Below are 13,317 nucleotides of genomic sequence, written 5' to 3' on the forward strand. Positions count from 1 at the left end.
GGAGGCGGCGGCGGACGCGCCGAGACGACGGAGGCCGCCGCACTCGAGCTCGAGTGCGACGGCCTCCGGCCCGTCACGAGCGGGCGCCCGCGCGTCAGGCCAGGCGCAGCAGGCGGCAGCCGTGCGGCTCGAGCTCGAGTTCGACGGCGCCGCCGACGATCGGCAGCTCGGCGCCGCTCCACACATCGACGGCCGAGGTCGCGCCGGAGCAGCCCAGGTCGGCCAGATGAGCGGAGTAGGACCGCGCCGACGAGCCCAGCCAGAACACTCCGCGCCACTGCTCGTCGCCGCGCCACGCCGACCACACCACCAGGTCGCCGTCGCGGACGATCTCGCGGCTGCCGTCGCTGCCGAGCAGCGCGAGGACGTCGTCGTTCGTCAGCAGCGCCAGGGTGTCGGCGGGCGTGTCCGGGAGGTGCCCGCCCATGATCAGCGGCGAGCGGAGCAGGCACCACAGCGTCACGAGCGTCCGCTGCTCCGCGGGCGTGAACCGCGAGAGCCGGTCCTCGCCCACGTGCGCGCGCACGCCGATCCGCCCCAGCGGCAGCATGTCGGCGTCGGCCCACGCGCCGGGGCGCTGGTGCGGCGCCCAGCGCGCGGCCCGCTGGAACTGCTCGTGCAGGTGCGCCCAGTCGTCCCAGAAGTCGTCCGAGATCCGCCACATCTGCGCGGTCGAGCGCAGCAGCTCGAGGTTCTCGAGCGAGAGCTGCTTGCCGGGGGAGAGGCTCAGCACCATCGGGCGGCCGGTCGCGTCGATCGCGCGGGAGAGGGCGGCGATCTCCTCCGCCTGGATCGGCGGGTAGAGCACGTCGTCGAGCTTCACGAAGTCGACGCCCCACGAGGCCAGCTGCGCCATCACGGAGTCGCAGTACTGCTGCGCGCCGGGCGCGCTCATGTCGACTCCGTAGTTGTCGGGGTTCCACGGGCAGACGTTCCCGCGGTCGGCGATGTCGGCGCAGGTCGCCTCCGCCCCGAGCACCGGCAGGCCGAGCTCGGCCGCTCGGCGGGGGACGCCGCGCATCAGGTGCACGCCGAAGCGGAGGCCGAGGGCGTGCACGCGCGCGGCCAGCGCCGTGAATCCGCCCGTCGCCGCGGAGGGGAAGCGGCCGACGGCGGGCTGCGGGCGTCCCCAGTCGTCGAGCACCGGCTCCGACACCTCCTGGTAGTCGCTCGTGCCGGGATCGGGCTCGTACCACTGGATGTCGACGACGACCGTGTCCCAGCCGTGCGGCAGGAGGTGCTCGGCGAGGTACTCGGCGTTCGCGAGCACCTCCTCCTCCGTCACCGAGGCGCCGAAGCAGTCCCAGCTGTTCCAGCCCATCGGCGGGCGGCGGGCGGCCTCCGTGCGCGCGGCGATCACGACAGCTCCAGCGTCACGGTCGCGAAGGAGTGCGGGGGCAGCGTGACGCGCAGGCCTGTCGCCGTGGTCTCGATGCCCTCGAGGGCGACGGGGCTCACCTCGTCGGCGGCGCCGGGCCGGTTGTGCGCGTCGGGGCGGTCGGCGGTGAGGAGGCGGCCGGTCGCGCCGGTCACGGTTCCACCGCGGAAGTCGAGGGAGACCTCGAGCGGCTCCTCCAGGTCGACGTTCGTCAGCGAGACCAGGACGCGGCCGTCCTTCGTGGAGGCGGAGGCGGAGGCGACGGGGATCTCGCGGCCGTCGACCGCGTGCGTCGGGCCGGCGACCGTGGTCGGCAGCACCGTCGCGTCGTGGTGCCCCTTGTTCATCTCGAACACGTGGTAGGTCGGCGTGCGGACCATCTCGCCGCCGTCCGGGTCCGTCAGCAGCATCGCCTGCAGCACGTTCACCGTCTGCGCGATGTTCGCCATCGTCAGGCGGTCGGCGAAGCCGTGGAAGACGTCGAAGTGCCAGGCCGCGACCATCGCGTCGCGGATCGTGTTCTGCTGGAAGAGGAAGCCCGGATGGGTCCCCGGCTCCACGTCCCACCAGGTGCCCCACTCGTCGAGCACCATCCCGTACTTCTTCTCGGGGTCGTGGACGTCCATCACCGCGGCGTGCGAGCGGAGCAGCTCCTCGATCCCCTGCGCGGCCACGATCGTGCTCCAGTAGGTGTCGGCGTCGAAGTCGGTCGCGCTGCCCTTCGCGTGCCAGCTGCCGCCGATCGTGTAGTAGTGCACCGAGACCGACTCCCACGGCACGGAGGAGAAGGGGTGCCCCTCGATCTCGGGGATCACCTCCATCAGCGTCTGCGTCCAGTGGGTGTCGGCGCCGTCGGCTCCGGCCGCCACGCGGTAGAGCGGAGTGTCGTTGCCGCTCTGCACGAAGGTCCCGAACTGCCGCGCCAGGTCGGCGTAGGCGCCGGCGCGCATGTTGCCGCCGCAGCCCCAGGTCTCGTTGCCGAGCCCCCAGAAGCGGACGGTCCACGGCTCCTCCCGGCCGTGGGAGCGGCGCAGGTCGGCCATCGGCGACTTGCCCGCGCCGGTGAGGTACTCGGCCCAGTCCGCCATCTCCTGCACGGTGCCGGAGCCGATGTTGCCCGAGATGTAGGCGTCGGCGCCGAGCAGCTCGCAGAGCGCCATGAACTCGTGGGTGCCGAAGGAGTTGTCCTCCGCGACTCCGCCCCACTGGGTGTTGATCAGGCCGGGACGCTCCTCGCGCGGGCCGATGCCGTTGGTCCAGTGGTAGCGGTCGGCGAAGCAGCCGCCGGGCCAGCGGAGGTTGGGGATGTCGAGGGCGCGGAGGGCCTCGACGACGTCCAGGCGGATCCCGCCCTCGTTCGGGACGGGCGAGTCCTCGCCGACCCAGAAGCCGTCGTAGATGCACCGGCCGAGGTGCTCGGCGAAGTGGCCGTAGAGGTGGCGGCTGATGGTGGCGCCGGGGCGGTCGAGGTCGACGGTGACGGTGCTGTTCACGGGGTGCTCCAGGGTGGTGTCGGACGGGTCGGCGGCGGTGCTCACGCGGTCTCGCGGACGAGCCGCAGGACGATCGCGCGGTCGGCGTGGAAGGTCGGCAGGTCCAGGCCCGCCTCGCCCAGCAGGCTCCCCGAGTAGGCGGGGGCCGGGGCGTCGGAGTCCAGCGGCACCGTCGACTCCAGCCAGTGCGGGCTCTGCCAGGGCGGGCCGAGCGAGCCGGGGCGCGCGGTCTCGATCCGGTAGCGCGCCCGCGGATCCAGGCCCGGGAGGCGGACGCGGCGGCGCGAGTCCGCGGTCAGCGCGGGCGTGACCAGCGTGTACAGCGCCTCCGAGCCGTCCGGCGCGACGACGCCGCGCAGCGACGGCGCGTCGGGGTCGGACTCATCGCCCCCGACGACCCGGCCGGTCGCGATCAGGCCGCGGTGCTCGCGGTACGCCGCGATCCAGCCCGCCAGCACGGGCTCCTCCTCCGCGTCCAGCTCGCGGAGGTCCCACTCGATCCCGAAGTGGCCGAGGAAGGCGATCGCGCAGCGGGTGTGCAGGTCGCTGGTGCGACCGGTGACGGAGTTGACCGGCGAGGCGACGTGCGAGCCGAGCATCTCCGGCGGCACGAGCAGCCCGGTCCAGCGCAGCATCCGCGAGCGGTCCAGCGGGTCCTGGTTGTCGGAGGTGTGCACGCGGTCGGTGCGCTCGAGGATCCCCAGGTCGACCCGGCCGCCGCCGGAGGCGCAGCTCTCGATCTCGAGCTCCGGGTGCCGGGCGCGCAGCTCGTCGATCAGCCGGTACAGCGCGAGCGTCTGCTCGTGCACCGCGGCCGTCCCGGTGGCGGGGTGGCCCGCGTCGATCAGGTCGCGGTTGTGGTCCCACTTGAGGTACGCGACGCCGAGGTCGGCGACCAGGCCGTCGAGCACGCCGAGGATGTGCGCGAACGCGTCGGGGTTCGTCAGGTCGAGCACCTGCTGGAAGCGGAACCGCGGCGGCAGCTCCTCGCGGGCCCGCAGGATCCAGTCGGGGTGCGCGCGGGCGAGGTCGGAGTCCTCGTTGATCATCTCGGGCTCGACCCAGAGGCCGAACTCCATGCCCAGGCCGCGGACGTGCTCGGCGAGGGGGAGGAGGCCGTCGGGCCAGGCGACGGGGTCGGGCGTCCAGTCGCCGAGGCCGGCGCGGTCGTCGCTGCGGCCGAGGAACCAGCCGTCGTCGAGCACGTAGCGCTCGACCCCGAGGGCGGCGGCTCGGTCGGCCAGCTCGGCGAGGACGGCGAGGTCCTGGTCGAAGTAGACCGCCTCCCAGACGTTGAGCGTCACCGGGCGCGGCCGGCGCGAGGAGCGGGAGACCCCGCGGAGGTGGGCGTGGAAGCGGGCGGCCGCGGCGTCGAGGCCGTGGCCGAAGCTGCCGGAGATCCAGGGGGAGGAGTAGCTCTCGCCGCTCGCGAGGCGCACCTCGCCGGGCAGGAGCAGCTCGCCGCCGCGGAAGGCGAGCCAGCCGTCGCCGCGCTCCACCGCGTGCTCGTGGTTGCCGCCGATGCCGACGTGGCAGAGCCAGACCCGGCCGTCGGCGGAGTCGAAGCCGGGGGTGCCGACCGCGACGACCGTCGTCGCGTCCAGGCCGGTGCGGCCGCGCCGCGAGGAGCGGGAGTGGGTGCCGGTGACGACGGGGTGGCGCTGGGGGATCTTCTCGGTGCCCCAGCGGCCGGAGAAGTCCAGGATCTCGCGGGCCTCGGTCGGGATCCGGAGGGCGGGGTCGACGCCGATCACCTCGAGGTGCCCGGCGCCGTCGTTGCGGACCGAGACGCGGGTCCTGAGCAGTCCGGCAGGAGAGAGAACGATCTCTAGGACGACCCCGATCCGGGCCTGCGCGTCGTGCGCCTCGACGGTCACGGCGGCGCTGCCGGCCTGCGCGACCGCGCCCTCCGCGAGGGCCTCCCCGTCCACCGAGACGGTGTCCACGGTCAGCCTCGGCGACCAGCCGGCGCCCTCCCGGTGCACCCGGAGACCCGGCAGGCCGGCCCAGCCGAAGGTGTGCTCGGGCAGGATCCCGGGCTCGTAGGGGACGTCGGAGGAGCCCTCGATCCCCGTCCGCACGGGAGTTCTTGCGAAAGCTGCGAGATCGTCGTCGCTTGCGTCGAGTCGCGGACCCCAGTGCAGCAGCACGGGCAGGTCGCCTCCCGACTGAGTGAGGAGGGCGGACACGTCATCGGCGACGAGATGGATCACTCTCGGGGATTGCATGTCCCCATTCCTATCGTCGATCCTGGTCTGAGTACAGCGAGAGATCGATCTCGACCCTCGGTCGGATGGACCACCGCGCGGATCGACCCGCGCCGATCGACCACCGCTCGCATCGCTCATCCCCACCACCCACCGCCTCGACGAGGAGCACCCATGCCGCTGACCCACCCGGCCCCGCACGAGACCCGCCTGGAGCGCGGGGTGCTCGACGCGCGGCGGCGGCTCAACCGCGACTACCTCCTCTCGCTCACCGACGAGGGGCTGCTGCAGAACTTCCTGATCGAGGCCGGGATCGGCGACCAGGGCTGGCACCTGCACCCCTCGCAGGACTCGCGCGAGGCCCGCGGCCTCGACCGGCACTGGGGCTGGGAGACGCCGGGCTCCCAGCTGCGCGGGCATTTCCTCGGCCACTGGCTCTCCGCCGCGGCCCGCGAGGTCGCGGTCACCGGCGACCCGCTGCTGCGCGTCCGGATCGACTCCGTGCTCGACGGACTCGAGTGCTGCCAGGAGGAGAACGGCGGCGGCTGGATCTGGGCGATCCCGCGCGGCTACCTCGACCGCCTCGCGACCGGCCGCCCCATCTGGGCGCCGCAGTACGCGATGCACAAGCTGCTGATGGGCCTCGTCGACCTGCACCTCGACCTCGGCGACGAGCGGGCGCTGCGGATGGCGCGGGCCGCCACGGTCCCGCTGCTGGAGTGGGTCCGCGGATTCGACGACGCCGCGTTCCAGGAGATCCTCGAGGTCGAGACCGGCGGCATGCTCGAGGTCTGGGCCGACCTCCTCGCGATCACCGGCGACCCCGTCTACACCGAGCTGCTCGGCCGCTACGACCGCCGCTCCCTCTTCGAGGGCCTGCTCGAGGGCCGCGACGTGCTGACCAACATGCACGCCAACACCACGATTCCCGAGGTGCTCGGCGCCGCCCGCGCCTACGAGGTCACCGGCGACGAGCGCTGGCGGAGGATCGTCGAGGCCTACTGGGAGCAGGCGGTCACCCTCCGCGGCACCTTCTGCACGGGCGGTCAGACCTCCGGCGAGATCTGGACGCCGCCCTTCGCGTTCGCCGCTCGCCGCGGCGAGAAGACGCAGGAGCACTGCGTCGTCTACAACATGATCCGGCTGGCCGACGTGCTGCTGCGCTGGACCGGCGACCTCGCCTACGCCGACTACATCGAGCGGAACCTCTGGAACTGCCTCCTCGCCCAGCAGAACCCGCGGACCGGGATGGTCGCCTACTTCCTGCCGCTCGAGGGCGGCGCCCGCAAGGACTGGGGCAGCCCGACCGAGGACTTCTGGTGCTGCCACGGCACGCTGGTGCAGGCGCACACGCGCCACTCCGGGCTCGTCTTCTACCGCGGCGGCGACGCCGAGCTGACGATCGCGCAGCACGTCGACGCGAGCCTGCGCCTGCCGACCGCCGCCGGCGGCGCGGCGGTGCGGGTCGAGGTGCTCGACACCGCCGGCTACGTCGGCCCGGACGCCAACGCGGGTGCCGCGGGCGACGTGCACCGCCCCACCGCCTCGCGGATCCGGGTCGAGATCGTCTCGGAGGAGGGGGTCGCGCTGCACGTGCGGCTGCGGGTGCCGGAGTGGACCGTCGGCGAGCCGGGGGTCGCGGGCGACGCCGAGCGCGTCCGGGCGGGCGACGGCGCGCTCCTGATCGGGCACCCCGGCGGCCGCACGAGCGTCGACCTCGCCTTCGGCACCGAGATCCGCGCCGTGCCGATCCCGGACGAGCCGGGCACGGTCGCCTTCGTCGAGGGCCCGATCGTGCTGGCCGGCCTCGTCGACCGCGAGATCGCGCTGCGGGGGCGCCTCGAGGACGCCCCCGCCCTGCTCGCCCCCGACAACGAGCGGCAGTGGACCCAGTGGCTGCGCGGCTACCGCGCCGTCGGCCAGCCCGCCGCCGTCCGCTTCCGGCCTCTGCACGAGGTCGTCGACGAACCCTTCTCGCTCTACTTCCCGGTCTCGGCCGGGAGCTGATGGACAGGATCCCCTCCGTGACCTGCGCTCCGCGCTCATGACCGCCTCCACCGCCTCCCCCGCCGTCCAAGCGATGCCCCGCGGCCGCCTCCTGCTGCCGATCTTCGCGATGCTCGTCGGCTTCGGGCCGCTCACCATCGACCTGGTGCTGCCGTTCCTGCCGACGCTGCAGGACGATCTCGGCGTCTCGGTGGCGACCGCCCAGCTGGTCGTCACCGGCGCCACCTTCGGCTTCGCGGCCGGCCAGCTCATCTCCGGACCGCTCAGCGACGCGGTCGGCCGCAAGTGGCCGCTCGGCGTCTCGGCGGCGCTGCACATCGCGGCGAGCCTCGTCGCGGCGATGACCTCCGACACCGCCGTGCTGCTCTCGGCCCGCTTCGTCCAGGGCGCCGCCTGCACCGCCGCGGGCGTCGTCGTCACCGCCATCGTCCGCGACCTCTACAGCGGCAAGCGGCTCGTCACGATGCTCGCGAACCTCGCCGTGATCGTCTCGGTCTTCCCGATCCTGGTGCCCTCCGTCGGCGCGCAGCTGACCAAGGTGATCGACTGGCGCGGCTCCTTCCTCGCGGTCGCCGCCTGGGGAGCGCTCGCGACCGTGATCGCGCTCCTGGTGCTGCCCGAGACGCTGCCCCGCGAGCGGCGGCACCAGGGCGGGCTCGGCCCGTCGCTGCGCAACTCCTTCGGGATGCTCCGCCGGCCGCGCGTGCTGGCGCTCGCCGCCGCCTCGGCCGCGGGCTGGTCGGTCGGCTTCGCGTATCTCGCGACCGCTCCCTTCCTCTACACGAACGTCTACGCGGTCGGTCCCGACCTGTACGGGCTGCTGTTCCTGGTCACCTCGCTCGTGACGATCGCGGTCGGGCAGACGACGGGACGGGTGATCGTGCCGCGGTTCGGACCCCGGTTCGCGATGTTCGCCTCGGCGATCGTCACGGCGCTCGGCGCCGTCGTGGTCGCGGTGCTCGCGCTCACCGGCACGCAGCCGCTGCTCGTCGTCGTCGACGCGCTGACGTTCGCGCTGGCCGGCCGCTCGCTCGGCTTCGCCCCGGTGCAGTACCTCTCGCTGCAGGGCCCGTCGAGCGAGGCGGGCAGCGTCACGGCGATCCTCGGCACGGTCAGCTTCACGGCGGCCGGACTGGTGATGCCGGTGATGGGCGCGTGGGCCGAGATCTCGCTGATCCCGTTCGCGATCCTGCTGCTGCTCGCGGGGCTGGTCGAGGGCGGCGTAGCGCTGCTGTTCCGGCCGGGCTCGCGGCGCTTCGATCCGGGGGCGCAGCGGCTCGAGGACGAGCCGGCCGGGGCCGCCCGATCGGCCGGCCCCCGCGCGGACGACGAGAAGAGCTGAGATGACCCTCCGGGAAGGAATCACCGTGGAACTGCGCTCCGGCGACTACACCCTCCGCGTCGAGGCGGGCGGCCTCGAGGTGCTCGCGGGCGAGCGCGTCCTCTACGCGAACGACCGGCCGCTGCGCGTCACGGTCAAGACCGTCGCCGCGATCAGCGAGTACTCCGGCGCGCCCTACGACGACGTCTCGCTGTCGGAGGGGGCGATCACCGCGAGCGGGACGATCACCGTCCGCTCCGGGTCGGCCTTCGCCGTCACCGACGTCTGGCGCGTCGCGGGCGACGGCTTCTCCGTGCACCGCGACGTCGAGGTGCTGGCGGCCGGCGGCGACCTCGGCTTCTCCACCGCCGTCTCGCTCGGGCTGACCGGGTCCGACGACCTCCGCGACTACGAGTGCTTCGCCCCCGGCGCCTGGTACCGCGACAACGCCTTCGGGCCCGCCGACGCGATGGGCCGCGACCCCGGCAGCGAGTACTTCTGGCGCACCGAGACGCACTACGCGCTGCCGCTGTTCGCCGCGCAGAGCCTCGCGACCGGCGAGACCGTGGCGCTCTCGCGCTGGGCGGCCGACGCGACGCTGCCGCGCCTGGACGTGGTCCGCTCGGAGAACTTCACCGACCCGGAGTGCACCGTCGGCTCGATCGGCCTGAGCCGCCCGCAGGGCACGACGCTGAACTACCTGTACTACGGCTTCGGCGTGCGGACCCCGCTCGACGTGCCGCCCGCGGGCCTGTCGATCGACTACGTCCACCCGGGCGCCGACGGCGAGCGCCCGATCGACAACCCCTACTCCGGCCTCGACTACGACGCCGCCCCGAAGGCCCTGCAGCGGGTGAACCACCCGGTCGAGGTCGGCTTCCGCCAGCGCTACGCCGTCGCGGTCGACCTCGGCCGGTACGACGACTTCGCGACGATGATGCGCGCCACCTGGCGCAGCACCTACGCCCGGCTCCGCGACGACCTGTTCGAGGTCGACAACGAGCGGCACTTCCACCACGGCATGGCGATCCTCCAGCGCCTCACCCGCCGCTACGGCGACTCCTGGGGCCTGCCGTTCGCCTGCCAGCTGCCGGACCTCGACGTCTCGAGCGTCTCCTTCCAGTTCGGCTTCGTCGGGCAGCAGCCCGGCATCGGCTACCAGCTGCTGCGCTACGGCGACCGCGAGGGCGTGCCGGAGGCGTTCGAGCAGGGCGTCGGCATCGTCGACTTCTGGGCGCGGACCGCGCTGCCCGAGTCGGGCCCGCCGCGGATGTGCTTCAACCCCTCGCTCGGCGGCTTCGAGCCGTACCCGCACTACCTGCGGATGCTCGCCGACGGCGTCGAGGCGATCCTCGACGCCTACCTGCACCTGCGCGACCTCGGCGACGAGCGCCCGCTCTGGCTCGAGTTCTGCCGACGGACCGCCGACTGGCTGCTCGAGGTGCAGGACGCCGACGGCAGCTTCCACCGCGCCTACAACGCCGACGGCTCGGTGCGGATGGACTCGCGCTCGAACACCCCGAGCGTGATCCGCTTCCTCGTGCAGCTGCACCTCGTGACGGGGGAGGGGCGCTACCGCGCGTCCGCCGTGCGCGCCGGCGAGTGGTCGTTCGCGAACATCCACCGCACGCTGGAGTACCGCGGCGGCACCTGCGACAACGCCGACATCCAGGACAAGGAGGCAGGCATCTACGGGCTGTTCGGCTTCCTCGCGCTGTACGACCTGACGGAGGAGCCGCGCTGGCTGGAGGGCGCCGTCCGCGCCGCCGACTACACGGAGACCTGGACCTACGCGTGGTCCTTCCCGGTCCGCGCGCCCTGGGCGCATCCCTTCAACCGGTACTCGATCAGCGGACAGAGCATCATCACCCTCGGCGGCGGCGCCGACGTCTACATGGCGGCCTGCTCGTACAGCTACTACCGACTGCACCTGATCACGGGCGACGAGCACTACCTCGATTTCGCCGAGTTCCTGCACCGCAACACCCGCCAGTCGACCGACGTCGACGGCAGCATCGGCTACGCGATGCCCGGCCTCGGCCACGAGAGCGGCGACTTCGCGACCCAGACCCTGCGCAGCCACCACCACTGGCTGCCCTGGTGCACCTTCGTCGAGGTCGACCCGGCCTCGCGCCTGCGCGACACCTTCGGCGTCTACGAGATCGCCGACGCGCAGCGCCTGCCCGCCGCCGAGCGGGCGGCCCGCAACCGCGTCTACGACCGCTACGGGCACTCGCGGAGCTGACCCGACCCACCGCATCCGGCGCGCGTCTCGTTCTCACGTCGACGCGGCCACACGGCGGGTCCGGCGGCCAGCGGGGACGACACCCGGTGCGCTGCTCCGCCTCCGTCGGCGGACCGGAGCTCGTTCCGCGTGCCGCAGCCGGACCCTCCGCAGCGCCCTCAGCCGCGCCACTCCACGTCGACGCGCACCGCCTCCGCACCGAGCTCCAGCCCGCCCGACACCTCGCGCCCGTCGACGCGCAGCACCGCGTCGCGCAGCGTGCGCACCCGCGTCCCGCCCGCCGGTGCCAGCCACTCCGCGCTCGGCACCCGCCGCACCCACAGCGACGCCCGCCCCGGCGACCACTCCAGCCGGTCCACGACCACCCCGCCGCGCGCGCGCAGCCCCGTCACGGCACCCCGCGCCCACGCGGACGGCAGTGCCGGCAGCACCGTCAGCGTCTCGTCATCCGATCCCAGCAGCATCGCCGCCACGAGCCCCGGCAGTCCGCCGCTGGCGTCGAGGTTGAAGATCCGCCCCGCGTCGTGCCGGGTCGTCAGCGTCGGTGACCAGTGCTCGACCGCGAGCCACTCCGCGCAGGTCAGCGCCGCCTCCCCGTCACCCAGCGTCGCCGCCGCGACGCCCACCTGCACCAGCCCGAACGCCATCTCCATCCGCCCGGGAGGAGCGGTCGGCGCCTCCGCCCGCCACGCGATCTTCGCCGCCACCGTCGCCGCCGCGGCGGCCCGCAGCCGCACCGCGGAGGCGCCGGGCCCCTCGAAGGCCGCGTCGCCCGCGTACCAGAGCGGGTACAGCTGCGACGCGTGCCGGTGCGCGATCTCCTCCGCGAACCGCGGGTCGATCCACTCCGCCAGCGTGCCGTCCTCGGCGACCCGGTACTCCGGCAGCTCCGCGACCACCCGCGCCCAGCGCTCGTCGAGCGAGTCGTCGCCGCGGGCCCGGCCGAGCTGCGCCGTCGCCCGCGCGGCGTCCCGCAGCACGGCGACGTCGATCGTCGCATCGACCGCTATCGGCGAGCGCGCACCACCCGGTGTGTTCTCGGGGGAGTAGGAGGGGACGATCCGGCGCACCCCGTCGACCACGGTCGTCCCGGTCTCGGCGAAGCGCAGCACGCCCTCGGCCAGCTCCCACAGCCGGTCGTCGACGATCCCGCGGTCGCCCGTCGCGGCGACGGCGTCCGCGGCCAGGCGCAGCACCCAGCCGCCGCAGCCCGTCCAGAAGAGGTGCGGGTAGCTCGCCGCGAAGTGGTCGGCGCGGCCGTGGGTCGACATCCGCGACGGCAGGAGCATCCCCTCCGCCCCGTAGACGAGGCGCGCGTTCTCGCGGTAGTCATCGAGGTGCGGCAGCACCAGCTCCAGGATCGACAGCGCCAGCTCGGGCGTGCCGGTCGGGATCATCCCCGCCATCGCGCCGTTCTGCACGTTGCCGTTCAGCGTGTAGTCGGCCGACCAGGCCGGCCGCCAGGTGCCCTGCCAGACGCCCTGCAGCGTCGGCGGCAGCTCGCCGGTCGACGCGACGATGTTCGCGCGGCCGCTGAGGTACGCGAGCTCGACGACGCGGCGGCGCGCGCCCTCGTCGCCGGCGCGGGCCTCCTCCCAGAGGTCCTCGGTGAGCACCGCGGAGGAGGCTCCGGCGAGATCGAGGGAGGAGGCGCCGACCAGCCGGCCGTGCCCGTGGCGCTGGGCCTCGCGCAGCTCCGCCCACGAGGCGTCGCCGCTCGTCGGCTCGCCGCCCGCACGCTCCCGGCCCGTCGGCTCGTCGCACGCCAGCGACAGATCGACGCGGAGGAGCGCGCCCGCCCCCGCCGCGACCGGCACCGTCGAGCGGGTCACGACGCCCTCCACGTCCCACGGCGCCCCGGTCGCCGCGGTGACCGTCGCGCGGATCCGCTCGCCCCCGGTCTCGGCGCTCCCGGTCCCGGCGACGGCCAGCAGTCGCCCGACCGCACCGCCCTCGACCGTCGCCTCGACCACGGCCGACGCGTCCGGCACGCCCGTGTCGAACGAGGTGGCGTCCCCGGCGCCCAGCCCGAGCTCGACCGTGCTCTCGCCGTCTCGCTCCGACTCCACCCGCAGCCGGACGCTCTCGCCCCCGTGCGGAGCGATCAGTCGCACCGCGTGCCGCCCGCCGTCGAGGTCGGTCCACTCGACCGCGACCTCGCCCAGCAGCGGGTCGAGCAGGCGCCGGCTCGACGCGATCCCGCCGGCCGTGCGGATCGACAGCGTCGCGCACAGCCCGAGCGGATCGGTCCAGATCAGGCCGCCGTCGTAGCCGCTCGCCCGCGCCCCGCGCTCGAGCAGGTCGCTCGCCGCGTCGGCGTCCCCGGCCAGCAGGGCGCTCCGCAGCTCGTCCCGCACCGGGGCGAGGTCCGGGGCGGCGGGCCGCGCATTGACGGGGAGGAAGTAGCGCTCGTGCGCCAGCGAGACGGTGAGCGCGTCGGCCGGGCCGTGCACCACGGCGCCGACGAGGCCGCTGCCGACGATCAGGCCCTCCTCCCAGGTCGGGGCCGCAGTGGCGGTGACGAGGGTGGGCGTGCGCGACAGTGCGCCGGCGATCGGGGCGATGATCGGTTCCTTTCGGGCTCGCGGGAGTGCCTGATATGTTGCGTGAACCCTCAAATTACCTCTCCCGGTGCGACGGCGCGCGGGAGTCGAGAGTTAGGAATC

The 13,317-nt window shown here is 73.9% G+C and carries 7 protein-coding genes; 3 read left to right on the forward strand and 4 right to left on the reverse strand.

Annotated features, from left to right (window positions below):
• Positions 1–94: 94 nt before the first annotated feature.
• Genes C5C69_RS14525 through C5C69_RS14535 form a run of 3 tightly spaced genes read right to left on the reverse strand, consistent with a single transcriptional unit; the run spans position 95 to position 5,099 of the window.
• Positions 95–1,360: a glycoside hydrolase family 27 protein gene (locus tag C5C69_RS14525; RefSeq protein WP_258062972.1), complete on the reverse strand. Its 1,266-nt coding sequence runs from the start codon at positions 1,358–1,360 to the stop codon at positions 95–97.
• Positions 1,357–2,916 (reverse strand): alpha-L-arabinofuranosidase C-terminal domain-containing protein, encoded by a 1,560-nt coding sequence (locus C5C69_RS14530; protein WP_308558164.1) that lies wholly within the window; start codon positions 2,914–2,916, stop codon positions 1,357–1,359. Before C5C69_RS14530 ends, C5C69_RS14525 begins: the two co-directional genes overlap by 4 nt.
• A complete protein-coding gene (locus C5C69_RS14535) occupies positions 2,913–5,099 on the reverse strand; it encodes an alpha-galactosidase (protein WP_104258204.1) in 2,187 nt (728 codons plus the stop codon). The genes C5C69_RS14530 and C5C69_RS14535 overlap by 4 nt, the downstream gene beginning before the upstream one ends.
• Before the next feature lie 153 nt (positions 5,100–5,252).
• On the opposite strand from C5C69_RS14535, the gene C5C69_RS14540 reads away from it, so the two are divergent.
• From C5C69_RS14540 to C5C69_RS14550, 3 genes are read left to right on the forward strand one after another with little or no spacing between them, the layout of a single operon-like run.
• A complete protein-coding gene (locus C5C69_RS14540) occupies positions 5,253–7,085 on the forward strand; it encodes a beta-L-arabinofuranosidase domain-containing protein (protein ID WP_181127069.1) in 1,833 nt (610 codons plus the stop codon).
• A gap of 37 nt (positions 7,086–7,122) precedes the next feature.
• Entirely contained in the window at positions 7,123–8,427 is a 1,305-nt protein-coding gene (locus C5C69_RS14545) for a multidrug effflux MFS transporter (protein WP_104258206.1), read from the forward strand.
• A gap of 25 nt (positions 8,428–8,452) precedes the next feature.
• Positions 8,453–10,651, forward strand: a complete 2,199-nt coding sequence (locus tag C5C69_RS14550) for a hypothetical protein (protein WP_104258220.1) — start codon at positions 8,453–8,455, stop codon at positions 10,649–10,651.
• A 158-nt stretch (positions 10,652–10,809) separates the two neighbouring features.
• Here the strand turns inward: C5C69_RS14550 and C5C69_RS14555 are convergent, their stop codons facing one another.
• Positions 10,810–13,269, reverse strand: coding sequence for a glycoside hydrolase family 95-like protein (locus C5C69_RS14555; RefSeq protein WP_146083640.1), 2,460 nt, complete (start codon positions 13,267–13,269; stop codon positions 10,810–10,812).
• Positions 13,270–13,317: the final 48 nt, after the last annotated feature.

The organism is Rathayibacter sp. AY1C7, from assembly GCF_002931865.1.
Lineage (GTDB): Bacteria > Actinomycetota > Actinomycetes > Actinomycetales > Microbacteriaceae > Rathayibacter.

What these genes read in the sequence shown, in the direction of transcription:
- C5C69_RS14535 (WP_104258204.1), bottom strand. Translation starts at nt 5,099, where the DNA reads ATGCAATCCCCGAGAGTGATCCATCTCGTCGCCGATGACGTGTCCGCC.
- C5C69_RS14540 (WP_181127069.1), top strand. Translation starts at nt 5,253, where the DNA reads ATGCCGCTGACCCACCCGGCCCCGCACGAGACCCGCCTGGAGCGCGGG.
- C5C69_RS14545 (WP_104258206.1), top strand. Translation starts at nt 7,123, where the DNA reads ATGACCGCCTCCACCGCCTCCCCCGCCGTCCAAGCGATGCCCCGCGGC.